This window comes from Salinicola lusitanus, assembly GCF_038648475.1.
In the GTDB taxonomy this organism is placed as follows: domain Bacteria; phylum Pseudomonadota; class Gammaproteobacteria; order Pseudomonadales; family Halomonadaceae; genus Salinicola; species Salinicola lusitanus.
The window spans coordinates 1,057,068-1,081,828 of sequence record NZ_CP151919.1 but is presented as its reverse complement, the minus strand read 5'-3'; the positions used below and the strand labels follow the sequence as shown (position 1 = coordinate 1,081,828).

The following is a 24,761-nucleotide window of genomic DNA, read 5'->3' as shown; positions in this document are numbered from 1 at the left end:
ACGCCATCACGTCACCACATTCGCTTGAGCAGGTTGTCCCGGCGCACGAACTGGTGCCAGACCACTGCCGCGATATGCAAGCCGATCACGTAGTAGAACACCGTGCCCAGCGTCTTGTGGATCGACTCCAGCGAGTGCCCCCAGTGCGGCAACACGCCGAAGGGCGAGGGTATCGCCAGTGATGTACCGGGGATCGGGATCGCGCCGTCGCTCAGCCACACCGTTGCGATGCCCAATAGCGGCTGGGCGAACAGAAACGCGTAGAGCGCCCAATGGGTGAGTCGCGACAGCAGTTCGAGCTTCGGGTGCAGTGGCGGCGACACGGACGGGGGCGTATGGCGAAGGCGTTCGATCAGGCGGGGAATCGCCAGCAGCAGCACGCCGATACCGGCCCAGAAGTGGCTTTGCAGCAGCAGGGCCGGTATGCCGGTATCGCGCGGGAAGATATCCGTCGACAGGATGAGCGCGTAGGCCAGCACGACCAGGGCGGCAACGGTCCAGTGAAAATGGCGGGCCTTCGCCGAATAGCGATTGGGTAGCGTGTCGTTCACGACGGGCAATCCTCCGAGGCACAAGGGAGCCACCATCCTAAGCATCACCGGCTTAGGGTTGGCTTAACTCCGGCTTGCCGTCGTGGCGCCAACGTATCGCCACGACGGTAACCGACGCTACCTCATCGCCCGAAACCTCGAGATTGACTCAGGGCGTCCTGGCCTGCAGTCGCTCGGCCAGCCAGGCGCGGGTGCCGGGATGTCCGCTGCGTTCCGCGCGATCGGCCAGCTCCAGGGCGAGCTCGATATCGCCGGCCTTGAGTGCGGCATCGATCATGCGGCGGTAATCGAAGTCGGCGTTATGGCTCGTCGTGGCCGAAGCGGGCGCCGGGGCCACACCCTGCGCTTCGGACGGCGCCGGGCGTTGCGCTGGCGGGGGGGCTGCGGTGGTCAGCGGCGTCAGGCCGGTGTTGCCGGTCAGCGAGGCGATCTCGAGGGTGAGCGTGCCGGTAGCGGCATGCACGGCGCGAGGATCCGGGCCGGGGGGCTCGGCAAGACCTCTGACCCGAGCATAGGCTTTCGCTTCCGACTCGTAGCTCGTCGTTGCCTGGCGATCCTGCGCGCTCGAATAGATGACGAGGTACTGGGCGTCGGGGCCGGGGGTCAGGCTGAACTCGCCCTCGAGCCGGGCGCCGGAGAAGCCGGTGGGGCGACGTACCCGGAGCGAATCGCTCGGGACCTGCCTGACCGGCTGAAACGCCGCGTCGAGGACCAGGAGGGTGGGCGCGAACACCTGGCCGTCCCGGATCGGACTGGTGACGCTGATCGCCACCGGGCCGTTGTTGCGGGGCAGCGCGAACGCCTGGAAGAAGCTCTTGCCGTCGCCGAAATCGTGAACCGGCGCCTGTGGCGTGAAGTCCAGCGTCAGGGTCTCCTGGGCCGATATCGGCCGATACGGCAGGCTGGCCAGCGAGGTGCAGCAGTCCGGTGCGCTGGCCAGCGCCTGCTGCCCCTGCTGGGCCGGCATGGTCGGGGAGTGCGGTGCCATCAGCGGCGTGCTGCATCCCGCCAGGGCGAAAAGGAGCGTGCTCAAGGGCACGGCGAGTCGATACGAACTCAACATTCGGGAACTCCTGCTGGAGACGAAAACGGCTCCGGAGCGACAAGTCTCCGGAGCCCAAGGGATCGAAACAGCGCGAGCATGGATCTCGCGGTCGGGGCTCAGCTACCCCACCACACCTCCATCTGGGCGCCGAACGTCAGCCCGTCGGTGTCGTCGAAGTCGACGTTGTTGGGGCCGGCACCGGTATCGAGCGAGTTGGCATTGCGGGCGTCGGTATAGGCGTCACCGCTCCATTTGGCATAGGTGGCGAACAGCCGGATGGTGGGGCGGATCATGGCGCCGCGTCCCGCCGACCACTGCTGGGCGATGGTCAGTTTGGTCAGGTGATGATCGCTGTCGTTGTAGCCGGTGACGCCACTCTGCGGTTCGATATGGTCATAGCCCAGCTCGACCGCGGTGCTCATGATATCGCTCCAGTAGTAGACAGGACGCACCCCGGCGGAGAACCACTTGCGACCGGTATTGTCGTCCATGTCCTTGTCCTCGTAGACGAGGGCATAGAGCATGTCGAGCTGATCCGGTATCAGCCAGACCTGACCGTGGTCGAGCGCGCGCCACATGCTGCCTTCCTGGCGCAGGGCGCCGGTACCGCGCCCCACCGCATTGCCATCGCGGGTGATGATGCCGTCGGTGGCGTACTGCACCGCGAAGGTGTTACTGCCGCCGAACCAGCCATTCTGGGTATGCTCGATGGTGCCCATCCAGCCTTTGTCGCCCTCGTCGTAGTCGACGCCCTGGTCGTCGTAGTAATCCTTCTGCCATTCGGACAGCGATGAACGACCGTAGTCGATGCCGAGCTCCAGCGAGCCGCCGGGATTGACCGGGATGTCGCTCCAGCGCGCATCGAGGGTGTCGTCGGAGATCTGCTGGCCGGAGTCGGGGAACAGGCCGTCACCGTCGTCGTCACCTTCGCTGCGGGTCCAGGCGAAGCTGAGCTTGCCGGTGCCGACATCGATATCCGAGATCCCCACACCGGGACCCGACACATCCCAGTAGTAGAAGTCGTTCATGTGGATGTCGTGACGCTTGTAGAAGCGCTTGCCCGCCCAGAGCGAGGCCCCGGGAAGGCCGCCGACGACATTGTTGCCGGAGACGTACATCTCCCGAAGCGAGATGTTGTTGTCGTCGTCCTTGAGCGATTCGTCGTCGTTGTCCTGCGCGGTGACGTAGGCGACCCGGCTGGCGAAGTCGAACGACGTGTCCTGCTGCTGGTAGAGCTGCGCGCCCAGGCCGATCTCCGCATAAGTCTCGCATTCGTTGCCGAGGCGGTATTTGGCCGGCGCGCCGGAGGCCTTGAAGCAGGTCTGGCTGCCGCCACCGGAGGTCGAGCCGATACCGGATCGGGCGTAGCCGAAGAACTCGGGGTTGATATCGGCGTAAGCCAGGGCCGGCATGATGCAGGAGGCACCGATGACGGCGGTGAGGAGCGGCCGGCGTAGCACGGAGTGTGAGGCAATCATTATTGGTGTCCCTCGTGGTCTTGTCATTGATTGCTGTTTGGGCAGCCGGATAAAGCATTCGGCTACGCAAGGCGCTCTGGGAGAGAATCGCCACCGACGTATCGGGGGAGTCGTGAATGGCTCTGCCAAAGCGTCGTGCTCGACATACTCAATATCGCCATCGATATCGAAAGAGATATGAGTCAATCCATTTTTTATTAACTATGAGTATCGTTGCCGTATTCCCTGGATATCGTCACCGTTGGTCCGACCCCATACCGCCAATCGCCATGGAGCGATCATGCTGCCATCGGTGTTTTCTGTCGTTTTTCAGCGACAACGGATCACCGGGAAGAGGCGTCAAAGTCGATTCGGTCCTCTGCCTGGGGCAGTGCCTGTTTTGGCGAAAACCAGTGATGTTCCCCATCGGCCGGATTGGCCTTCGTTGGTGCGATCGGGCTTCGCTTGTGGGGAGCCATTATTTCCATAACTCCGTAAACTTTCATTGTAACCATGGTCTATAAAGACAAAGGTATTAACTATGGTTATTGGGTGTTTATATTTTTATCTAAAAATCAATAATTTATAATCGATTTTGGCGAGTTGTAGCTGATGTGATTAATACCAAGGTGGTAAATATCACCAATATTGGTTTGTGCTAGGTCGCGGCGTCTTTCGGATGAGGCGACAAGGGCGAGCGTTAGAATCCTGCGAGAGCCGAATAAAGTGTCGATTGGATATCGGGTGGAAATCTTTACATCGGATAAAAGACAGGCGAAGTCGGCGACAAGACAGATGCCGGTTCCAGGGAAAAAATGCGCCTGTCGTTGATCTGAGATCAGCGCCATTTCGGTCGGTTGGAGAGGGAGACAGAAATCGCTTTATCAGAGAATTCGAATGGGTGCAGAAAGCTTGTCTCTCCGTGGACGGCTTGACTTAAGATGGACGGACTCGGTGCTCTGGACAGGGCGGTAGAGACGACGGGTACGACGGAAAGAGGACGGAGAGCGGCATGAAATTGGAGTCAGGGCAGCAGCCGGGCATGACCATACCCAAGGAGCGCCACTATTCGGACCGCGTGGGCTGGTTGCGGGCCGCGGTACTGGGCGCCAACGACGGTATCGTGTCGACCGCCAGCCTGGTGATCGGCATGGCGACGGCGGGTGCGGGTCTGAGTGGGGTGCTCACGGCCGGGGCGGCCGGGGCGGTGGCCGGCGCGATGTCGATGGCGGCGGGCGAATATGTCTCGGTCAGCTCGCAGAAGGATACCGAGCGCGCCGATCTGGCGCGGGAGCGGCGCGAGCTCAAGGCCAACTATGCCCACGAGGTGCGCGAGCTGGCGGAGATCTACGAAGCCCGTGGACTGGCGCCTGCTCTGGCTCACGAAGTCGCCGAGAAGCTGATGCACCATGACGCGCTGGCTGCCCATGCCCGCGACGAACTGGGATTCAGCACCGTCAATCAGGCGAGGCCGCTTCAGGCGGCCATGGCGTCGGCCTTGATGTTCCTGTCCGGCGCGGCGCTGCCGATGATCTGCTTGCTGCTGGCCCAGTTCACGATGGCGACGTCCGTCACGGTGGCGTTGGGGTCGTTGCTGGCGCTGGCGTTGCTGGGTGCGCTGTCGGCCCGAATCGGGGGGTCGCGTCTATGGGTGGCCATCGTGCGGGTCACTTTCTGGGGCGCGTTGGCGATGGGGGTCACGGCGCTGGTGGGGTGGGCGTTCGGTGTGGCAAGTAGCTGACCCGAGCTGCGCAGAGCGTCGGTCGACACGGGGATGGCGTGTGCGATTCGAACAGCGCCCGGCGTCGTGATCGATGCCGAGCATGACCGAGGGTGGTGAAACGAGATGTCGGAACCGAAAGACGATCCCGGCGTGATTCAGTCGCCGCTGCACCAGCTCATCGCCGATCTCTCCGACGGCATCGTGCTGCTGGATCCCGATGGACGCCTGCGCTGGGCCAACCCGGCGGCGCTGAAGATGCACGGGGCCGAATCGATCGAGGAACTGGGGCCCGACGTCGACGCCTATCGACGGCGCTTCGAGCTCTATTATCGCAATCACCATGAGGTCGGCGAGGGGCGGTCGCCAATGGAGCGCCTGCTGGAGGGAGAAGCGTTCGAGGACGTGATCCTCGAAGTCCGACCTGCCGACCCCGAACTGCCCGTTCGTCATCACCGGGTGCGAGGCAGGACGCTCTCGCGGGAGGGCCGCCCCGACGCGTTGGCCCTGATCATCGAGGACATCACCGAACTCACGAGCGCCGAGGAGCGCTTCGAGCGCTCGTTCAACGCCAATCCGGCGCCGGCGCTGATCTGCCGCCTCGATAGTCAGCGTTTCATTCGCGCCAATCAGGGCTTCCTGGACATGGCCGAGCTGGCAGCCGAGGAGATCCTGGGGCGTTCGATCTACGAGTTCGACGTGTTCGCCCATTCGCCTCAGCGCGAGTCGGCGATCCAGCGGCTCTGTGCCGGCCGGTCGATCCCCCAGACCGAAGCGGTCCTGCAACTCGGCCGACAGGACAACGCCAGCAAGAGCGTGATCGTCGCCGGTCAACCGATCGACGTCGAGAACGCCCCCTGCATGCTGTTGACCTTCACCGATCTGGAACCGGCCCGCCAGGCACAGCACGCCCTGCGCCAGAGCGAGGCGCTGTTCGCCACGGTGTTCCAGATGTCGCCGGTCCCCACGGCTCTGGTCTCAGCCGACAGCCTGACGCTGATCGAAGCGAATGCGGCCTTCGAGCGCGATCTGGTCCGTCGCGCCAATGCGTCGGACCCGCCCGGGCTGGAGGACTATTCGCTCTTCACGCCGCAGACACGCAAGCAGTTGCTGAAGGCACTGGGGGAGTCAGGCCATGTGGAGGGCATGGAGGTGCAGGGCGTCGATGACGTCCACGCGCCCACCATCTACGTGCTGGCAGCGGAGGCGGTCGAAATCAATCGTCGTGCCTGCCTGCTGCTGACCCTGGTGGATATCAGCGAGCGCAAGCGTTACGAGAACCAGCTTTCCGATGCGATCGAGGCGGTGATGAAAGATGCATCCTGGTTCACTCGTACGCTGGTGGAAAAGCTGGCCAATGTTCGCGATGCGGGCACCGATGTCTCGGGAACCCAGCAAACGGCACTGGCGGACCTCAGTGCCCGCGAGCGCGATGTCCTGGGGCTGATCTGTGCCGGACTCTCGGACAAGCGCATCGCCACCCGGCTGGATCTGGCCCATAGCACCGTGCGCAACTACGTGGCGTCGCTCTACCAGAAGCTGGGCGTTCACAGTCGCGGCGAGGCGATCGTCTGGGCGCGCCAGCGCGGTTTTCAGGGGGAGTATTGAAACCCAGGGTAACATGATGTTGTGAAAAGTATTTTTCCCCGCAAATGCACTGCCTGTACCGGCGCATTTGAATCTATTGGCCGGGACGCCGGGCGCCTATCTTGTGATGACCGCGAGGAGGCGCCAGGAAGGTGCGACAGGGGAGGGATCTCCTGAAGACGGGCAGGCCGCCCGCTCCTCGGCGGACCATCGGTGTCTCGGATCGCCGCGTGGACGGAGTCGAAACGTTACGGTAGTCGAACGTATTGCAGTCAAACGAAGGAGCGCTTGACGATTCGGTGGCGCTCAGGACGAGCGGTATCGACGGAAGCGATCCTGTCGTGGATCGACCCACCGAATCTCTTTCCGATGTGCCTTCTTTCCCTCGTGTTGCTCGCCAAACCTTTTATTCCCCCAGCCACGCTGTCTCTGCCGATGTGACGCCCACCTCCCGGGGCGGACCAGTGGCGATTCGTCATCTCGCCGGCCGTTGTCGGCTTGCAGCATCGGAGCGACTCGACTAGGACTGAATAGATCCATCATCACTCTCCGGTGCCAATGCTTACCATGGTTTTTTTTCGGAGGTGACTCGATTCATCCATTCCGTTTGCAGGGAGATCGCAACGTGGTAGAGAAAACGAAGATTCATGCCCAGAGCCAGACCCTACCCGGCCAGGAGAGTCTGATGCAGCCGCCCGCGGAGTTCATTCGCCCCGGCTATCGCGGAAGCGGCAAGCTGGAAAACAAGGTCGCGCTGATTACCGGTGCCGACAGCGGCATCGGCCGCTCGGTGGCGATCCATTTCGCCCGGGAAGGCGCCGACGTGGCGGTGATGTACCTCAGCGAGGATGACGACGCCCGCGAGACCCAGCGGCTGGTGGAGGCCGAGGGTCGCCGCTGCCTGCTGATCGCGGGTGACATTCGTGACGCCGCCTTCTGTCGCGGGGCGCTCGATCAGGTGATCGAGACCTTTGGCGGGCTCAACGTGCTGGTCAACAACGCCGGTACCCAGCAGGTGTGCACCGACCTCACGGAACTCGACGACGAGCTGTGGCGGGAGACGTTCGCCACCAACATGCATGGCATGTTCTACCTGACCAAGGCGGCGCTACCTTACCTGGGCGAGGATGACGCGATCATCAACACCACGTCGGTCAATGCCTATATCGGCCCCGATTTCCTGGTGGACTACACCGCGACCAAAGGGGCGATCGTCGGTTTCACCCGCTCCCTCTCGAACCAGGTCGTCGGTCGCGGCATTCGTGTCAACGCCGTGGCGCCGGGCCCCGTATGGACGCCGCTCCAACCCGCCACGCTGGGCGCCCATGACCCGCAGATGCTCGAGGACTTCGGTTCCGATACCCCCATGGGGCGCGCCGGACAGCCCTCCGAGCTGGGTCCCTGCTACGTCTTTCTGGCCTCACTCGACGCCTCCTTCATCAGTGGCCAGACGCTTCACCCCAATGGTGGAATGGTCGTCAATGGCTGATCCGCGTCGAACAGGGCGGCGAAGGTGGAATGGACTTTTGCCGCCCGGGCGGGGTGAATAGACCCGCGCTCGATACGAATCCCGCAGAGACATTCTCCAGGCGCTGCCTGAAAGATTGGCGAGCGATAGCCAGGGCCAGGCCCGTTCCCGATGGGCCAACGCACTCCCTCTATCTTGTGGGGCGCAAGGCAAGCGTCGGCGCAACGGGCCCGGCTGGCCTCCCGGCGATGGCTGACGCCGCGTGGATGAGCGCAGGCACTTTCACAACGCATGAGAGACGACAGGGCAGAGGAGGCCCTACAGCATGCCAGGTACGACTCCCAATCTGCCGCCGCGGCAGGAGAGCTGGCTGGACCGGCCGGCACACCATCACTGGCTGGAGAGCGAGGGGCAACGCCTGCTGGCGTTCTACCGCGCCTCGCGTCATCCCGAATGCGGCTTTGCCGCGCTCGACGAAGATGGCCGGCTGCCCGCCGATGCCAACCCCGACACCATGATCACCGCCCGCATGACCCACTGCTTTGCCCTGGCTGCCATGCGTGGCGAGCCCGGCATGATGCCGCTGGTCGCCCATGGCGTGGCGGCGCTGCGGGGGGGCCTGCGGGACGACGAACACGGTGGCTGGTATGGCGAGCGACCGAAGGCGGGGGAGACGCAGACCAAACAGGCCTACATCCATGCCTTCGTGGCGCTGGCGGCGGCCAGCGCCTGGCAGGCCGGCGACGAAGCGGCCGGACCGCTGCTCGACGACATCATCGGCGTGATCGAGACCCATTTCTGGTCGGAAGACGAAGGACGCATGCGCGAGGGGTTCTCCCACGACTGGCGCGAAGACGAGGCCTACCGCGGCGGCAACAGCAACATGCACGCCACCGAAGCCTTCCTGCAACTGGCCGACGTCCTCGACGAGCCCAAATGGCGGGCTCGCGCGCTCTCCATCGCCGACAAGATCATCCACGCCCACGCCAAGCCCAACGATTACCGCGTGGTGGAGCATTTCGACAGTCACTGGAACGAGTGGCGCGACTACAACGAAGACACGCCCAAGGATCAGTTCCGGCCCTATGGCGCGACGCCCGGTCACGCCTTCGAGTGGGCCCGACTGCTGCTGCATCTCGAGGGGGGGCTGCTGCGCCACGGCGAAGCGGCGCCCGGCTGGCTGGTGGAGGATGCCCAGGGGCTGTTCCGCAGCGCCACCGAACTGGCCTGGCACGTGGATGGGGAACCGGGCCTGGTCTACACCCACGACTGGAACAACCGTCCGGTCGTGCACGAGCGAATGCACTGGACCCTGGCGGAGGCGGCCGCCACCGCGGCCCTGCTGCTCAAGCGTACCGGCGACGCGACCTACGAGGTCTGGTATCGCCGCTTCTGGGACTACATCGATCGCTTCCTGATCGATCGCGAGCGAGGCAGCTGGTGGCAGGAGCTCGACCGCCACAACCGCCCGTCCAGCGAAGTCTGGAGCGGCAAGGCCGACCTCTACCACGCCTATCAGGCGACGCTGCTGCCGCGTTTGCCGCTCTCCCCGACGATGGCCCGGGCGATCGCCGACGGCGCCTTGTAGCCCGCCCGGCGGGCATCGCCCTTCTCGCTGCCGCAACGCCTCGATCCAGGATCGGGGCGTTGTTCATTCGGACAAACGCCTACCCCGAAAGCGGCATGGGCTTCGCTGCCGAAGTCTGGCTAGCTAGGAGCTCCGACACCTGGCCGTGAGGAGCGCGACGATGACGACGATTGGGGATTTTCGGCAGGCGAGGCTAGGGTGGGCCACGCTGCTGCTGGCGGGCCTGCTGCTGGGCGGTTGCAGCACCCAGGGCCTCGAGCGGGAGCCTTCGCGAGAGCCACCCGCCAAGACGGCCAGCCAATCCCCGGATCGCAGTTGGGGGCCGGTCATGGAAGCGGTCGCCATGGCGAAACTCTACCCGGACGGAAAGTCGGTGGTCGACCTGGTGCCCAAGCGCGATCCGGCGGCGATCGTGGCCGACTTCGAGCAACTGCGACAGCGGGAAGGGACAATCGGCAAGGCTCGGTTGCAGGCCTTCGTGGATGCCAACTTCGATCCGCGCCCGGAGAACGAGACGCGTCTTGGCGAGGACGCCGACACCTCGATCGAGGCCCATATCGTCAACCTCTGGCCCTACCTGACCCGGGATCCGGCGGCCACCGACGAAGGCCCCTGGAGCAGCCTGGTGTCGCTTCCGGAACCCTACGTGGTACCGGGTGGACGCTTCAACGAGATGTTCTACTGGGACAGCTACTTCACCATGCTGGGGCTGGCGCGCAGCGACCGCTTCGATCTGGTGCGTGACATGGTCGGCAATTTTGCCTGGCTGATCGACACCTACGGCTTCGTCCCCAACGGCACCAGAACCTATTTCCTGACCCGCAGTCAGCCGCCGTTCTTTGCCCCGATGGTGGCACTGCTGGCGGAGCACGACGGCGACGACGTCTATCGCCGCTACCTGCCCGAATTGATGCGAGAACACCACTACTGGATGCGCGGCGCCGATGAGATCGGCCCCGGCGAGGCGCGCGAGCACGTGGTCGAGCTGGCCGACGGCACCCTGCTCAACCGCTACCACGGCAGCGAGAACTGGCCGCGGCCGGAGGCCTATGCCGCCGAACGGGAGCTGGCCGCGCGCAGCGACCGCCCGGCGCCCGAACTGTACGGGCATCTGCGGGCCGCCGCCGAAAGTGGCTGGGATTTCAGCTCGCGCTGGATGGCCGATGGCCAGCACCAGACCACCATCGAGACCCGCGATATCCTGCCGGTGGATCTCAACGCCCTGCTGTATCAGCTCGAGCGCACCCTGGCTCGGGCATGGCGGGTGCAAGGCGACGCTGCCCAGGCCGCGCGCTTCGAGGCGATGGCCGAGCGCCGCCAGAGCGCGATCAACCGGGTCTTCTGGCAGCAGGACGGGGGGTACTACACCGACTACGACTGGCGGGAGGGGCGCCTGACCGATGCGATTTCCGCCGCCATGGTGTACCCGCTCGCGTTCGGTGTCGCCGACCCGGCCCGGGCTGACGCCACGGCCGCAACGGTGCGGCGCGAATTGCTGCGCGCCGGTGGCATGGTCACCACCACGCGTGAGACCGGCGAGCAGTGGGACGCGCCCAATGGCTGGGCGCCGCTGCAGTGGCTGGCGGTTGCGGGGCTCGACCGTTACGGACACGACGACCTGGCCGAAACCATCGCCCGTCGCTGGATCGAGACCAACCGCGCGGTCTACCGGCAGACCGGCAAACTGGTCGAGAAATACGACGTGGTCGACCCCGCTGTGGGCGGCGGCGGCGAGTACGATGTCGTCGATGGGTTCGGCTGGACCAATGGCGTGCTGCTGGATCTGATCCATCGCTATCCGGCGGCAGCCCATCGGTAGCCGGCTTCCTCATTGAAGTCCGGGTCGTAGCGCCTGGCCCTGGTGCATCGTCACGCCCGGCTATGCTCGGTCAACTCGAGTATGCGTGTGCCGTTTCGGCCGCTGCGCTTGACGTCGTAAAGTGCCACGTCACCGTGGCCGATCAGGGATTCGAGATCGCCGGGTGGCTGCTCGAAGTATGTGGCGCCGACGCTCAACGTCACCGCATCCGGGGTGTCGAAGTTCTGCGCAGCGGTTTCATGGAAGCGCGCGCGCAACGTCTCGCTGAGTTGCCGAATGTCCTTGGGCATGACGTCATGCAGCATGATGGCGAACTCGTCGCCGCCGAGTCGGGCGGCGAGGGCCTCTTCCGGCAGCGCCTCCCGAATCAGGTCGCTCAACGTGATCAGCAGTCGGTCGCCCGCCGCATGGCCGTGGAGGTCGTTGACCAGCTTGAAGTTGTCGACGTCGATCAGCAGCAGCGCCCCCGGCCGCTTGCTGGAAGCGTGGTTCAAGAATCGTGGCGTGCGCGCCTCGAAGGCCCGGCGGTTGAACAGTGCGGTCAACGGGTCACGCTCGGCGAGCTGTTCGATCTGGCGCTCCCGCCGATACCGCACCGTCCCGGTCATCGACAAGGCGATCAGCAGGATCGCCATCACCCCCTCGACCAACGAGATGCGGATCACTGCGCCCTGGTAGACGACGAGGTCGATCAGTGTACCGGGAACCAGTGCCAGTCCGACCTTGCTCAGGTAGAACGCGCCATGGACGAGCAGCGTGTAGTGCAACTGACGAGTGCCGAGCGTGGCGACGTCGGCCTCCAGACGCAGCAGCAGGCTGGCCCGGAGCGACACGATCGCCACCAGCAGCGAGTTGACGATCAGATAGAGTTTCGACGACGCCTGCCCGTCCGGCAGCAGCAGTAGCGCGCACCAGACCGCGACGACCAACCACCACCAGGCCGACAGCCGTCGCTCGACGAAGCGCGTGACGCCGAGCAGAAACATCCAGTGGGCGAATACCAGCAGGCCGTTGGCGAACCAGACGCCGATGAAGAAGTGGCCGCTGGCGCGCAGCAGCGCGAGCGAACAGCCCAGCGTGATCGAGGCGAAACCGGTGGACCAGAACAGCAACGAGACGTCGCGGGCGCCGCGCCACTCCATCAGCAGGTAGAGCGCAGCGGCGGCCGAGATGGCGATGGTCAGGGTCAATATCGTGGCAGGGTCGAACGCCATGTTCGTGTCGATCCGTCGTGGCTTGGCGGAAAAGTTCTGCCGTCACGGCGTCTTCGAACGATCATGCGCTGGCGGCGGGCGAGCAGGCTTGCTCATTCGGTCATTATCGGCGATCGCACCGACTTCTTGAACCGCCCGCGATCCAGCGCCGCAGCAGTGGCCAATGTCCGGCACCTTGCGGTGTGTCGGGTGGCGGGACTGACCGAATTCAGCGCTGGAGATACACGGGAGGTTGCCGGTCCTCGCGAGTCATCAGGCGCCGGCTACCGGCTCGCGCCCCGAGCCAGCAGATGATCCAGCCGGCTCCCGGCGGGCAGCGGTTGCTGACCGTTCCTGGTGAACGACTCCCCATCGAGTTCACCGATGAGCGTGAGCGTATCCACTTCCCGGCGCAGCGCCGTCCCCTCGCGCAGCGCGACGACCCGCGCCTCGGGGTTGAGCGCGAGATACTCTGCCAGGCGCTCCTCGCGACTCTCGCCGTTGTGACCGGCGGGCTTGCCGGACAGAAAGTGCGGATTGAGCTGGAACGGCACCAGGCTGAGTGTGATGAAGCTCGGCGGCTCGACGATCGGCATGTCATTGGTGGTACAGAGCGTTGGCCCGGCGATGTTGGAGCCGGCGCTCCAGCCGATGTACGGCGTGCCCGCCGCGATGCACTCACGGAGGGTACCAAGCAGGTCGGCGTCGTAGAGCCGCTTGACCAGCGCAAAGGTGTTGCCGCCGCCGACCGCAATGGCCTGCGCCTCGTGGATGGCGGCTTTCGGGTCCGGCGCCTGATGAATGCTCTCGACCTCGATCCCGACGGAGGCGAATGCCGGGCGCACTTGCTCGAGATAGGCGTCGTAGCTCTTGCCCACACCGGCAAAGGGGACGAACAGCACTCGCTCGATCGGCGCCGGGTTGGCTTCGAGGAAATCGGCGATCAGCGACCGGGCGTGATCGAGATAGCCGGTGGTTCCGGCTCGAGAACTGCTCAGTAGCAGAAGGCGTGACATTGGAAGACTCCCAGACGCCAAGGCCCCCGTCACCCATGACGGGGGCCTTGGCGGATTTATTTCGAGCCCAGTTTCAGGGTCGAGGAGAAGAAACTGTAGAGCGCCGAGCCGGTGATGAAGCCTGCGCCCAGGACATAGAGCTTGTGGCTGCCGGCCAAGCCGAAGCGCTTGACCACGATCCAGCGTACCAGCAGAGCCAGGTAGATCACGATGCCGGCAATGGGGGAGGTGATCAACAGCCCGGTGGCCAGCAGCACGCCGATCTGACGTGACACGCCGCCGGCGAACTGAATGATGGCGCCGACGACACCCCAGATCAGCAGTTGCCTGGCGACGTCGAGGCTGGCGCCGGCGTCGATGGTGGCGACGTAGACGCGCGCCACTGGTGGCACCAGATCGGCGGCGAAGTAAGCCTGGAATGCGAACGCCACGATCACGATCGCCACGCCGAAGCTGAACAGCTCGGCGAAGTATTGCTGGCGGCGGCCATCCATCTCGTATTCACGATCGCTGCCTTCGCCTCGGATGGTCCAGCCAGCCTTGAGGTCGTACGCCATGTCGGCAAATGCCGGGCCGGTCGCGACGGTGAAGGCGACCAGAATGCCCAGCGCTGTGGTCGGAAAGCCGACCAGCATACCGATGACAAGGAAGATCAGCGCCGTGGCGAACGACGGAAACCACCCCGAATGCATGGCAGCGATGCCCACGATCAACTCCGATGCCATCGCCGCCAGCGCAGCGAAAATCAGCCAGCCGATCAGCATGCCGACCGACATACCGGTATAAATGCCGGTGCCCAGCGCCAGGATCAGCGCGATGATCAGGTAGGCGCCGAAGCCGCTCATCATGGCGGTACGCATCTGCAGAGCCGACCGGGTCGGGCGCTGGGTCGATTCGCCGTTGGCCTCGCTGTGACGGCGATCACGCCGCATCAGCAGCAGGATCTGGATCAGCGCCACCAGGCCGGCACCGATCATGATCCCGTGGGGAATATAGGCGGTGCTGATGTCGAAGCCGAACAGCGTTTCGGAGTAGCCGCGCAGAATCAGGCCCAGACCGAGCGCGCACATGGCGAAGACATTGGCGATCCAGGCGATGCCGAACATGTCCGCGGGAATGCCGAACGCCTTGCCGACCCCGCCGCAGACCATGCCGACCAGCAGCAGCAGGGCATTACGTCCCTTGTTGGCAGCGGCCTTGAGCGCTTCCGCCGTAGCCAGTCCCGGCGGCCAGGCCGCGCGGGCCGAGAAGATCTTGCTGTCGAAGGAGAAATAGAGAATCGAGGCGTCGGTGATCACCGCCAGCGCCGCGCCGACCAGCATTGGCACCAGCATCCCGGATTCTCCCATCAGAAACGGGATCGCCAGCGGCAGCAGCAGGCCGTTGGCCGCCGAGAAGGTTGCGCCGGATATCGTCGTCTGTACCAGGGTCTGGCTCTCCAACGAACGGTAGCGGCGGAACAGCCGCAGTGGAATGTAGGAGAGCAGGATCGCGATCAGCGCACCGATGATCGAGGTATTGGGCGTGATGCCGACGCGGGTGATCAGCTCCATGCCGATGATCGCTCCCAGCACGCAGACGATGACGTTGACCACCATCTGGCCGGGTGCGAAGAAGCGTGGATGACGGCGCTTTCCCTGGGCGCCCTCGACATCGGGCGTGGCCGGCTGCGTTGTGTCGTTCATGTCGTGACCTTTCTCATTGTTGTGTTCGATGCTTCAGACAGCCAGCAGCAGGTTGGCCGCGCCGAAAACGAGTTGTCTGGGCGTGACGGTGCGGTGACCGGAGAGCGCCGAAATTCGCCGCCGATGGGCCAGGGTGTAGCCCATGCAGTCGAGGTAAAGCAGATCGCCGGACATCGCCGCGGCTCGACGTGCGGCCCGATCCAGCTCGGCAGCATCACCATAGGGGGACGCGCTGAGGGTCTCGACACTGAATCCTGCCGCTTCCCAGCGCGTGCGGGTGTTCGCCATCTGCCGTGGCTCCGGGCTCATCACCAGCAGCCTGCCCCCGGGGAACAGCGCCTGAATGCCGTGGCTGACCAGGCGTTTCGGCGACAGCACCGGCACGTCCAGATGGCGATACTCCGGAAGCTCGCCGGTGCACAGCACGACGATGGCGTCGACGTCGTCGTCGTTCGCCATGGTACTGATCGCCGCCTCCAGCAACGGTTCGAGATCGGATTCGGCGATGGTGACCTGACGGCCGTCCCGCATTCGCGAAACCAGCACCTGCGGTTGGTCGCTCACCGGATAGCGGAGCTCGATCTGTTCCAGGGTCAGCGCATCGAGCGCGCCACGTTCGACGAACTCGACGCTCGCGTCGAGCAGCGTGGCGAGATCTTCATGCAGATCGCTGCGCGGCGACTGGCCGATGGTGACAATACCGAGGCGCGCTTTGCAGGCCTTATTGCTCATCCTCGCGCGCCGCCCTGCTGGAAACGGGTCTGCTCACCGTAGAGCTCGATCAGCCGGCCGAACTCCACGGTGTCGAAGAACTGGCAACTGCCGGCGGTGAAGTCCTTGGCGACCTCGACGGCGAAACGTGCGGCCTGCTCGATATCCACTTCGTGGCTGGCGCCGGTGGCACAGCCCGCCACGGCGGTTTCGGCGGCCAAGGCCACACCGATCACCGGGGCCGCGGTTGCGACCGCTGGCTGCAGAATGCTGTTGAGATGATGCAAACCGTTGCCGTAGGGCGTGATGTCCTGCTGGGTCAGCGCGAACACTTCCGGCAGGCGGCCGGTGACGCGAGACAGGATATCCATCAGGTCTTCACTGGTGCGCAGGATGTAGCCCTGCTTGACGGTGGGCGATATCGCCACGCCTCGGACGTTGATGATGCGATTGCCCTTGGTGGTATCGATGGAGACGATGGCATCCATGGCGGGATCGATCTCGTGCGCCCAGGTGTCCTCGAAGCTGATCGGCGAATCCATGAACGGCACCGGATGGTGCTCGCGGGTCGGCGCGTCGGGGCAGATGTGGGTCGTCACGATCACGTCGCCCGCGAGCCGGTCTCCGTTTGCGGCCATGCCGATCAGCTTGGCCGCGGCCGCGGTCGCCGCCAGCGCGCCATCGCCGTCGGAGACATAACCGGTGATCCCCGGGCGCGCACCGATCCCGCCGAGCCGACCGATCACGCCCAGCGTCGGTGCCCCGCCGCCGGATTGCTTGCCAGCGCTTCCGGCGATCGCCACATGCAGAAAGTCGCTCGCGCCTTTTTCCGATGTCACGCGGATGACGTTGATGGTCTCCGGTGCCGCGCCGCAGCCGACCAGGTACGCTTTGACGCGCTCGCCGGAAGCGCTCGGGCTGTCGAGAATTTCGTGGAGATCGATGACTTGCTTGAGCATGGTGTGCCCTTGAAAGCGAGGGGGAGGGGAAAAGCAGAATACGTGGCGTGATTAATCGGATAAATTCGAATGAAGAATGGATTGATTGGATATTCCGATGAATAACGTCACTGCGCGTCAGCTCGAGGCGCTTATTGCCGTCGCTGATCTTGGCAGCTTCACCGAAGCGGCTGAAAAGCTTCATCTTTCTCAGCCTTCGCTAAGTCACCTGATTCGTCAGCTCGAGGACATTCTCGGCGTGCGGCTGTTCGAACGGACAACCCGGAAGGTGCGACTTTCGGCCGCCGGCCAGGATTTTCTGCCAGTGGCGGAGCGGGTCCTCGCCAGGCTGGAGCGGGGCATGCAGGATATGCGTGCGCTCGCCAATGGCCAGCGGGGCCGCCTGAGCTTCGCGGCCCTGCTCACCGTCGGCGGTAGCCTGATTCCTGCTGCCATGGCCTCGTTTCAGGCCCGCTATCCCGATATCGGGCTGGAGTACCTGGAGGAGAGCGACGAGCCGATCTATCAGCAGGTGATAGCGGGCGATGTCGATTTCGGCGTCAGCGTGGCTCCGACCGCCGTCGATGAGGTGGACTTCCAGCCGATCTACAAGGATTACCTCTATTTCGTCTGTTCGCCGCGCCATCCCTTGGCCGGCGCTTCCGAAGTGAGCTGGCAGCAGATCGTCGAGTGGCCGTTCATCGCCATGAAATCCCGGACCAGCATGCGGCGCCTGACCGAGAAGGGGTTCGCCATGACCGGCAAGTCGATGCTGCCGGTACAGGTTGCCGCCTATCAGTCGACCATTCTCGGCATGGTTGCCAACGACATCGGCGTCAGCGCGCTGCCGTCATCGCTCAAGATGATGTTTCGCCGTGACGATGTCTGCCTGATCCCGATCCGGGAAAGGCTTTATCGTGACATCGGAGTGCTGACGTCGCGCCGCCGAGAACTGACGCCGGCGGCGGAGCATTTCATCGAGGTGTTGAGGGAGGTCGTCGAAGCGAATCGCTCGCTGTTGCCGAGCCCGGCGTGAAAGCCGAGGAGAGGGTGGGCGGAGTAGAGAGGACGCATGACAGTGCTAGCCTCTCGATGACGCGGGCGATTGCACCAGTGTCGGAGGCTTAGGGCCGCGCCTCTGGTTGGCGCTGGTCCGATCGCGGGCCTTCGCCATGCCGATATCTCGTTGGCCCTCGAGAATCCGGCGACGCGCATGGCAGGAGGAGAGACGTGGATTCCGAGCGGCCGGGGCCGCTCGGAATCTCACCGCATGCCGGCCTCGGCCCTACCAGCGGTAGCTGACTTTCGCCCGGATCTCGCGTCCCGGGTTGTAGTAGTTGGCGGTGCCGGAGCCGACGATGTGCTGTTCGTCGAAGAGATTGCTGACGTTGACCGTGAAGTCGGTGTTCCGGACGATCCGGTAGTCGAAGGCCGCATCGATCAGGGTCGCCGAATCGCTCTTCGCCGTATTGGCGGCGTCGAAGTAGTAGCCGTCGGTGTAGCGGGCGCCCAGGCCGACGCTCATCTGCTCGCCCGGGAGCGTGTAGTAGCCCCACAGCATGGCGGTGTGCTTCGGCGCGATGGCGAAGTCGTTGCCCTTGATCGAGGTGCCATCGCGCAGCGTGCCCTCCTCGACCTCCGAATCCAGGTAGGAGTAGCCACCGACGACGCTCAGGCTGTCGGTGAGCTCGGCCTTGACCTCGAGATCGAGGCCGCGTGCCCGGGATTTGCCGACGGTCTGCTGGTCGATGGCGCCGTTGTCCTGCACCACGGCGATGGTCACGTCGTCTCTTTCCAGGTTGTAGACTGCCGCCGAGAACTGGGCGTTCATGCTCTGGGGCGAGTATTTCAGCCCGATCTCCTGCTGCTTGCCCCGTTCCGGCGTGACGCCGATGGTCGGTGGCGCCACCGACTCCACGTAGCTGACGTAAGTGGAGAGCTCGTCATTGACGATATAGGTCAGCGCACCGCGAACGGTCGTCTCCGAGAAGTCGTCGCTATCGTCGAATGCCGCCCCATAGGACTCCCCCTCGCTCGAGAGATCCATCGAGTCGTTGCGCACGCCGGCGCTGACGACGACGCGATCGTAGAACGAGAGATTCTGCGTCAGGAAGACCGAGCGAGTCCGGTAATCCTGTTTTTCGTAGCGGTAGGGCGTGAGGTCGCCGGGGCTGCCGCTGTAGACCGGGTCGGCGATATCGATGGGCGCCGCATCCCCGTAGATGGAGCGGGAGTCGGTCGAGGCATCGCGGTACTCGACGCCACCCAGGGTACTGCTGTCGATGTCGCCGAAACTGGCGTCGTACTGCAGGATCGTGTTGCCGATGAATTCGTGAGCATCGGTATCGGTGCCGAAGTAGTCGCGATCCACCAACGTGCCGACGCGCGTCGCGGAGTCGGTGATGTAGACGTAGCGGAAGTCGTCCTCCAGATCGCTGTAGCGAACGTTGGCGCGCAGGGTCAGGCCGTTCTCGAAATCGTGGATCAGCTGGCCGGTAACACTGGTCCGGTCGACATCATGATCGTTGAAGCCCGGCTCGCCGAAGAAGTCGTCGCGATCGTACTCCCGATCTAGCGGATAGCCGCCGCTGTTGGGGGTGTCGTCGCGATTGAGGTAGTCGACGATCAGCGTCGCCGAGGTCTGATCCGTCGGTTCCCACGTCAGGCCACCCATCAACAGCCCGTTGTTGTTCTTCGAGTGATCGTACTCGCGGTCGCTGTCCTGAATCTTACCGATGAAGCGGTAGGCGAGGGTCTGGCCCGAATCCAGGACATCACCGACATCGATACCGGCTTCCTTGTGATCGAACGAGCCGTAGGAGAGGAAACCTTCGCCGAAGCGTTCGAAACGCGGCCGCTTGCTGACGAAGTTGACCGATCCACCCGGATCGGCCGGGCCGAACAGCGTGGAGTTGGCACCGCGCAGGACTTCGATACGCTCGTAGGCGTAGGGATCTTCTCGCACGCCGCGCATGGAACCCAGGGTCATGCCGTCGCGATAGGTCGTGGCCTGGAAGCCGCGAATCTGGAAATAGTCGTTGCGGTCATCGGTGCCGTAGTAGTCGGTGATGACCCCGGGGGTGTATTGCAGCACCTCCTCAGTCGTCTGGGCGCCGCGCTGCTCGATCTCTTTCTGGGTGATGACCGAGACGGAGGCAGGCGTGTCCTGAATGCTCGTGGCGACCTTGCCGCCTACCCAAAGCTCCCGTGCGACGACGGTTTCGCTGTCGTCGTCGGGTGCCGCTTGCGCATTGACGATGACGGGAGAGAGACGATACGCCCCGTCTCGATCTTCCGTCTGCTGCGCGTTCCCGATCGCGGGAAGGGTGAGTAGTGCGGAGCCGCAGAAAAGCGCCATGGTGGTCTGGTGCCACCATGGCGGATTCCCGCGACCCACGATCGTGCGATTGCGGCCGCTCATCGTGATGATCCCCAAGAGTGAATGATCCCTGTTGACAGGCCCGCGATTTTTTTAGTGGCGGGCCCGGGGATTATCCTTAGAGACCTCTATGCAATCAAGAATATTTCTCAGTTAGATTCGCGTTCATGGTTCAGGGGTGGTATGACTGGCCCCTGTACGAGGGCGACCGGTGACGCACCCAGCCTTCAATCCTCGATGCGTGAAAGCAGGCGTTGGCCCCGGCGAGTCCGACGGGCACGGCGCAGCCCGCTGGAAGCCATTTTCCAGCCCAGAATACGACCCACGCCAACCGCGACGCCGGAAGCAGCGCCCCACAAGAGCGCCTCGCGCCAACGCACATCGGGGTCGTCCGGGTTGACCGGGGGTTCGAAGGCGTGACGTCGGGTGGTGTGCTTGAGAGCCTCCCGGGTTGCCACGCCGGAGATGATGGCCGTGGACGTACCGATGATGGTCCAGAGTGTATGGGGTTTCATGCTGGCCTCCTTGCCGAGTGCGGGACTCTCAGCATGGTCCATGGCTCGTCGGGTTGCCAAGTGGGCGTGATTGGCTGGCGCCCGCGAACCGACGGTCTCCGAGTTGCCCGCGCTTCAGGGCAGTGGCTCGCCAGAGCTGCTGGCGCGACGCCGTGACCATTGCCACAGGGTCCAGTGAGCCAACAGCGGCCAGCGGGGCTGCATGAACTCGAGAAAGCGCTGCCGCCACAGGTTGGTCAGTGATTTGCTCAGCCCCAACCGCTCCCCGATCTCCGTATCGTGATACCCCACTACGAGAAGGCGCAGGTATTCCGGCCACAGTTCCTTATGCTGGATATGTGAAAGCGGCGTCTCGGTCAGGTTGTTGTAGCGGCGCCCACAGCCATGACATTGATACTCCGTAGCGCGCCGGCTGGTCAGCACCTGGTTCGATGAGGAACCGCAGTAGGGACAGTGCCTGTCGGTCAAGACAGTGAGCTCGGCAAGCGCCGCGACACACGCTTCCAGCGCCTCCTCGACTTCATCCGTCAGTTCGGAAACCTGCGTGGACTGATGGTCCTCCCACCAGCGATGCAGGTCGGCATCGTAGTCGGCCATGGCCTCCATGAAGGCCCGGCTCCAGGTCATCGAAGCCTTGTTGCTGATCCCCAGGAAGGTGGCGATCAGCTCTTGGGAGAACCCCTGGAACCGATAGCTCATCCACGGCTTCCACTTGTCTTCCGAGCGCAGCAGGCGAAGCGGCGTGCCGCTCAGCACGTTGAACCGCTTGTTGCAGTTTCGGCAGTAGTAGCCATCGCGACGCAACCCACGACTGCCAGCGGGGATGGCCAGTGAGATCGAGCGGCTCGCGCAGGCCGGACATTGATGAGGGGCGCTGGCGGGCAGGGTGGCGAGATAGGACAGGAAGCTCCGGGCGCTGGGGCGCAACGCCTCCGGCAGCAGCTCCAGCGACGGTCGCCCGAGCAGGAAGTCGATGGTGTCGACGTGCCTTCGCGTCGGGGGGATATTGAATGTCGAGAAAGTCTGCGGGATGGCAGGTGCCATACGGGAAATCTTTTATCGAGATGTCGAATGGGCGAGGTCACTAGGGTTGGTACGAAAGGTCGGCGAGCGCAGGCAGTTTTCGTACAAAGCCTAGAGTACGCGATGGTGCAGTCAGGGCGCCAACACCGACAGGCCCTCGACACCGAACCGAATAGTATCGGGCCATGCCGATCTGCCCAGGGCCCCGAACGCTTCAGATGACACAAGTGCCTTTCGGGCACGGCTTATCGAGAGCAGTCTCCACGCCGAATCATCAAAAGTCTTAGTCATCAATAGCAATTCTCCTACAAACATTCGATGAATACCGCGTTACCCTAATGAATTGCGTCATTCATGGTCACTGCTACCCGGTTGCCTATCCGAGTCGCACCGGAACCTGAGCCCGTCATCAGGAAGACAACATGTTCAACGAACTACTCGACACTTTCGATATCGACCTGTCGCAGTCCCAGCGGCTGCTGACGCTCGAACTTGCCGGAACGTCGTTCATTCCTCACCGACTGGTGGGCGAGGAACGGGTCAGCGAGCCCTTCACCTACACCCTCGATTGCGTCTCCCAGCAGGGCGACATCGAACTCAAGACGCTAATGGCTCAGCCGGCCTGGCTCTCGATCCTGCAGGCCGACGGCAGCTATCGCCGCTTGCACGGGCTGGTCTCCGAGGCCGCGCTGCTGGGCGAGGACGGTGGCGTCACCTACTACCAGCTCACCCTGGTACCGTGGCTGGCCATGCTCGAGCTGGGTCGCGACAGCCGGATCTTCCAGGATCGCAGTGTCGTCGATGTCCTCACCGAGGTGTTCGACGGTCATGAACTGGCCAAGGGCCGCTACCGCTTCGATCTGCGTCGTGACTATCCCGCCCGCAGCTACTGCGTGCAGTATCGCGAGAGCGATTTCAACTTCGTCAATCGGCTATGTGAAGAGGAGGGGCTCTGGTATTACTTCGAATATAGCGACGATAGCGAAGGGGCTGACGGCGGCGACGAGGGCGGACGTCGAACTTTCGACGGCCACCGCCTGGTCATCACCGACGATGTCGATACCACCCAGCCGGTCAGCCCCCAGGCGATCCGCTTCCACCGTCAGGCAGCCACCGAGCGCGAGGATGCGCTGACCCAGTGGGGCGGCGTGCGCGCTCAGCAGCCCACCCGGGTCAGCGTCGGCACCTTCGACTACAAGCAGCCGTCGCTGACCAAGCGTACCGGGCTGGATACCTTGAGCGATCAGGGTAACCTGCCGCCGACCGAGCTCTACGACTATGCCGGCGAGTATTACTACCACGGCTATGAGCGCGGCGAGCGCCTGACCGAGAACCGTCTCGAATCGCATGAATCCCGCGCCAAGCGCTTCCGTGGCAGCGGCGGCGCGCGCCAGCTCCAGGTCGGGCGCTGGTTCGAACTCACCCAGCACCCGCTGCACGACACCGGTGGCGAAGAAGAGCGGCAGTTCCTGCTGCTCGGGGTGACCGTGCACGCCGAAAACGCGCTGCCGGTCTCGGCCCAGCTCCAGGCACTGCCGGGCAGCCTGCAGCCGCAGCTCGACGCTGCCAAGAAGGCGCACGGTCTCGAAGCGGATACCGCAGATCCCACCGGCGAGCGCCTGTCGGATTATGCCACCGGCGGCACCGGCCACTTTCTGGTCGATCTCGAGGCCCAACGCCGCAGCCAGCCCTACCGCCATCCGTTGACCCACCATCGCCCGGTGATCGGCGGACCCCAGACCGCCACCGTGGTCGGCCCCGCCAACGAGGAGATCCACACCGACCACCTCAACCGCGTGCGCGTCCAGTTCCACTGGGATCGCCAGGGGCAGAACGATGAAAACTCCAGTGTCTGGCTGCGGGTCTCCCAGCCCAACGCCGGCGCCGGCTGGGGCGGGGTGTTCGTGCCGCGTATCGGCCAGGAAGTGCTGGTCGACTTCCTCGAAGGCGATGCCGACCGCCCGCTGATCACCGGCCGGGTCTACAACGGCGAGCAGACCCCCGACTGGCACAGCCACGGCCTGCTTTCCGGGTTCAAGAGCAAGACCTACCGTGGCAGCAAGTACAACGAACTCGTCTTCGACGACGCCACCGACCAGGAGCGGGTGCGTCTCAACTCCGAAGCGGAGAAGAGCCAGCTCAACCTCGGCTACCTGATCCACCAGACCGGCAACACCCGCGGCGCCTTCCGCGGCACCGGGTTCGAACTGCGCACCGACGCCTATGGCGCCATCCGCGCCAATCAGGGGCTCTACCTCACCAGCTGGGGCCAGCTCGGCGCCAGCGGCGACCAGCTCGATTTGACGCCGGCACGGCAGCAGCTCGACAGCGCCTACCAGCTCAGCGACAGCCTCAGCCAGAGTGCGGCGGACCACAACGCCGACGCCCTCGAGGCCCGCGAGCACCTCAAGCAGGCCGGCGAAGACGCCGACGACCGCTACGGCAATAGCGAACAGCTTGCGGATGCTGATCAGAGCAACGCCCGTGGCGCCACCGACAGCGGCGGCCGTGGCGAAGCGGCGCGCATGAAAGCGCCCTGGCTGCATATGGCCTCGCCCGCCGGCATCACCATGAGCACGCCGGAATCGACCCACCTGGCCCAGGGGCGTTCGCTGAGTGTCTCCAGCGGCGAGGACGTCAACGTCGCCACCGGCAAGAGCCTGGTCGCCTCGATCTCCGAGAAGCTCTCGCTGTTCGTCTACCGCGCCGGCATCAAGCTCTTCGCCGCCCGCGGCAAGGTCGAAGTGCAGGCCCAGAGCGACGAGATGGCGCTGACCGCGGAGAAGGACGTCAAGATCACCTCCACCGAAGGGCGGGTCGAGATCAACGCCGCCAACGGCATCCTGCTCACCAGCGGCGGCGGCTATATCCGTATCGAAGGTGGCAATATCGACGTCCACGGCCCCGGTGCGATTGATATCAAAGGCGCTCAGCACAGCTTTGGCGGGCCGGCGAGCATGGATGTCGCGATGCCCGAGCTGCCGGAGGGCGCCTGTGAGACACAGTTTGCCGGAGACGACTCGGTTTCTGCCGGCGGCAGTGCGCTATAGCCGAAGAGGCCGACAT

The 24,761-nt window shown here is 64.2% G+C and carries 18 protein-coding genes; 7 read left to right on the top strand and 11 right to left on the bottom strand.

All coding sequences use genetic code 11. The features are described 5' to 3' along the window. Nucleotides 1-11 precede the first annotated feature (11 nt). The 3 genes from AAGT95_RS05000 to AAGT95_RS04990 all read right to left on the bottom strand — a co-directional run bounded on the left by AAGT95_RS05000 (nucleotide 12) and on the right by AAGT95_RS04990 (nucleotide 3,074). Entirely contained in the window at nucleotides 12-551 is a 540-nt protein-coding gene (locus AAGT95_RS05000; protein WP_198655651.1) for a cytochrome b, read from the bottom strand. A 148-nt stretch (nucleotides 552-699) separates the two neighbouring features. After that, nucleotides 700-1,614, bottom strand: coding sequence for a MalM family protein (locus AAGT95_RS04995; RefSeq protein WP_342595733.1), 915 nt, complete (start codon nucleotides 1,612-1,614; stop codon nucleotides 700-702). Nucleotides 1,615-1,712: 98 nt separating this feature from the next. Then, complete coding sequence (locus AAGT95_RS04990; protein WP_342595732.1) at nucleotides 1,713-3,074, bottom strand: maltoporin; 1,362 nt, start codon at nucleotides 3,072-3,074, stop codon at nucleotides 1,713-1,715. Between the two features lie 991 nt (nucleotides 3,075-4,065). Here AAGT95_RS04990 and AAGT95_RS04985 point away from each other — a divergent pair. The 5 genes from AAGT95_RS04985 to treA all read left to right on the top strand — a co-directional run bounded on the left by AAGT95_RS04985 (nucleotide 4,066) and on the right by treA (nucleotide 11,235). After that, nucleotides 4,066-4,794, top strand: coding sequence for a VIT family protein (locus AAGT95_RS04985; RefSeq protein ID WP_342595731.1), 729 nt, complete (start codon nucleotides 4,066-4,068; stop codon nucleotides 4,792-4,794). A gap of 105 nt (nucleotides 4,795-4,899) precedes the next feature. After that, nucleotides 4,900-6,381, top strand: a complete 1,482-nt coding sequence (locus AAGT95_RS04980) for a PAS domain-containing protein (protein WP_342595730.1) — start codon at nucleotides 4,900-4,902, stop codon at nucleotides 6,379-6,381. A 604-nt stretch (nucleotides 6,382-6,985) separates the two neighbouring features. Further along, a complete protein-coding gene (locus AAGT95_RS04975) occupies nucleotides 6,986-7,849 on the top strand; it encodes an SDR family oxidoreductase (protein ID WP_205909470.1) in 864 nt (287 codons plus the stop codon). 304 nt (nucleotides 7,850-8,153) lie between these two features. Continuing rightward, nucleotides 8,154-9,416, top strand: a complete 1,263-nt coding sequence (locus AAGT95_RS04970; protein WP_110601467.1) for an AGE family epimerase/isomerase — start codon at nucleotides 8,154-8,156, stop codon at nucleotides 9,414-9,416. Between the two features lie 160 nt (nucleotides 9,417-9,576). Further along, nucleotides 9,577-11,235, top strand: a complete 1,659-nt coding sequence (gene treA / locus AAGT95_RS04965) for an alpha,alpha-trehalase TreA (RefSeq protein ID WP_342595729.1) — start codon at nucleotides 9,577-9,579, stop codon at nucleotides 11,233-11,235. A gap of 50 nt (nucleotides 11,236-11,285) precedes the next feature. On the opposite strand, the gene AAGT95_RS04960 is transcribed toward treA, so the two are convergent. The 5 genes from AAGT95_RS04960 to AAGT95_RS04940 all read right to left on the bottom strand — a co-directional run bounded on the left by AAGT95_RS04960 (nucleotide 11,286) and on the right by AAGT95_RS04940 (nucleotide 16,799). Continuing rightward, the gene (locus tag AAGT95_RS04960) at nucleotides 11,286-12,449 is read right to left on the bottom strand and encodes a GGDEF domain-containing protein (RefSeq protein ID WP_110601443.1); all 1,164 of its coding nucleotides are present in this window, start codon (nucleotides 12,447-12,449) and stop codon (nucleotides 11,286-11,288) included. Between the two features lie 263 nt (nucleotides 12,450-12,712). Further along, the gene (pepE, locus tag AAGT95_RS04955) at nucleotides 12,713-13,444 is read right to left on the bottom strand and encodes a dipeptidase PepE (protein ID WP_342595728.1); all 732 of its coding nucleotides are present in this window, start codon (nucleotides 13,442-13,444) and stop codon (nucleotides 12,713-12,715) included. Between the two features lie 56 nt (nucleotides 13,445-13,500). Then, nucleotides 13,501-15,129 (bottom strand): OPT/YSL family transporter, encoded by a 1,629-nt coding sequence (locus AAGT95_RS04950; protein ID WP_342595727.1) that lies wholly within the window; start codon nucleotides 15,127-15,129, stop codon nucleotides 13,501-13,503. 33 nt (nucleotides 15,130-15,162) lie between these two features. Next, entirely contained in the window at nucleotides 15,163-15,861 is a 699-nt protein-coding gene (locus AAGT95_RS04945; RefSeq protein ID WP_342595726.1) for an AroM family protein, read from the bottom strand. Further along, nucleotides 15,858-16,799 (bottom strand): DUF1177 domain-containing protein, encoded by a 942-nt coding sequence (locus AAGT95_RS04940; RefSeq protein ID WP_342595725.1) that lies wholly within the window; start codon nucleotides 16,797-16,799, stop codon nucleotides 15,858-15,860. Before AAGT95_RS04940 ends, AAGT95_RS04945 begins: the two co-directional genes overlap by 4 nt. A 97-nt stretch (nucleotides 16,800-16,896) precedes the next feature. Between AAGT95_RS04940 and AAGT95_RS04935 the strand changes: the two genes are divergently transcribed. Next, a complete protein-coding gene (locus AAGT95_RS04935; protein ID WP_342595724.1) occupies nucleotides 16,897-17,814 on the top strand; it encodes a LysR family transcriptional regulator in 918 nt (305 codons plus the stop codon). 249 nt (nucleotides 17,815-18,063) lie between these two features. Here AAGT95_RS04935 and AAGT95_RS04930 read toward each other — a convergent pair whose 3' ends face one another. The 3 genes from AAGT95_RS04930 to AAGT95_RS04920 all read right to left on the bottom strand — a co-directional run bounded on the left by AAGT95_RS04930 (nucleotide 18,064) and on the right by AAGT95_RS04920 (nucleotide 21,716). Next, nucleotides 18,064-20,199, bottom strand: coding sequence for a TonB-dependent siderophore receptor (locus AAGT95_RS04930; protein ID WP_342595723.1), 2,136 nt, complete (start codon nucleotides 20,197-20,199; stop codon nucleotides 18,064-18,066). Nucleotides 20,200-20,384: 185 nt separating this feature from the next. Continuing rightward, a complete protein-coding gene (locus AAGT95_RS04925; RefSeq protein ID WP_157958434.1) occupies nucleotides 20,385-20,672 on the bottom strand; it encodes a DUF4235 domain-containing protein in 288 nt (95 codons plus the stop codon). Nucleotides 20,673-20,786: 114 nt separating this feature from the next. Continuing rightward, complete coding sequence (locus AAGT95_RS04920) at nucleotides 20,787-21,716, bottom strand: hypothetical protein (RefSeq protein WP_110601440.1); 930 nt, start codon at nucleotides 21,714-21,716, stop codon at nucleotides 20,787-20,789. 401 nt (nucleotides 21,717-22,117) lie between these two features. Here AAGT95_RS04920 and AAGT95_RS04915 point away from each other — a divergent pair, with 401 nt between their 5' ends. After that, a complete protein-coding gene (locus tag AAGT95_RS04915; protein ID WP_342595722.1) occupies nucleotides 22,118-24,745 on the top strand; it encodes a type VI secretion system Vgr family protein in 2,628 nt (875 codons plus the stop codon). Nucleotides 24,746-24,761: the final 16 nt, after the last annotated feature.

Coding starts and splice junctions, on each gene's coding strand:
- AAGT95_RS04995 (WP_342595733.1), bottom strand. CDS start 1,614: ATGTTGAGTTCGTATCGACTCGCCGTGCCCTTGAGCACGCTCCTTTTC.
- AAGT95_RS04990 (WP_342595732.1), bottom strand. CDS start 3,074: ATGATTGCCTCACACTCCGTGCTACGCCGGCCGCTCCTCACCGCCGTC.
- AAGT95_RS04985 (WP_342595731.1), top strand. CDS start 4,066: ATGAAATTGGAGTCAGGGCAGCAGCCGGGCATGACCATACCCAAGGAG.
- AAGT95_RS04980 (WP_342595730.1), top strand. CDS start 4,900: ATGTCGGAACCGAAAGACGATCCCGGCGTGATTCAGTCGCCGCTGCAC.
- AAGT95_RS04970 (WP_110601467.1), top strand. CDS start 8,154: ATGCCAGGTACGACTCCCAATCTGCCGCCGCGGCAGGAGAGCTGGCTG.
- treA (WP_342595729.1), top strand. CDS start 9,577: ATGACGACGATTGGGGATTTTCGGCAGGCGAGGCTAGGGTGGGCCACG.
- AAGT95_RS04960 (WP_110601443.1), bottom strand. CDS start 12,449: ATGGCGTTCGACCCTGCCACGATATTGACCCTGACCATCGCCATCTCG.
- pepE (WP_342595728.1), bottom strand. CDS start 13,444: ATGTCACGCCTTCTGCTACTGAGCAGTTCTCGAGCCGGAACCACCGGC.
- AAGT95_RS04950 (WP_342595727.1), bottom strand. CDS start 15,129: ATGAACGACACAACGCAGCCGGCCACGCCCGATGTCGAGGGCGCCCAG.
- AAGT95_RS04945 (WP_342595726.1), bottom strand. CDS start 15,861: ATGAGCAATAAGGCCTGCAAAGCGCGCCTCGGTATTGTCACCATCGGC.
- AAGT95_RS04940 (WP_342595725.1), bottom strand. CDS start 16,799: ATGCTCAAGCAAGTCATCGATCTCCACGAAATTCTCGACAGCCCGAGC.
- AAGT95_RS04935 (WP_342595724.1), top strand. CDS start 16,897: ATGAATAACGTCACTGCGCGTCAGCTCGAGGCGCTTATTGCCGTCGCT.
- AAGT95_RS04930 (WP_342595723.1), bottom strand. CDS start 20,199: ATGAGCGGCCGCAATCGCACGATCGTGGGTCGCGGGAATCCGCCATGG.
- AAGT95_RS04925 (WP_157958434.1), bottom strand. CDS start 20,672: ATGAAACCCCATACACTCTGGACCATCATCGGTACGTCCACGGCCATC.
- AAGT95_RS04920 (WP_110601440.1), bottom strand. CDS start 21,716: ATGGCACCTGCCATCCCGCAGACTTTCTCGACATTCAATATCCCCCCG.
- AAGT95_RS04915 (WP_342595722.1), top strand. CDS start 22,118: ATGTTCAACGAACTACTCGACACTTTCGATATCGACCTGTCGCAGTCC.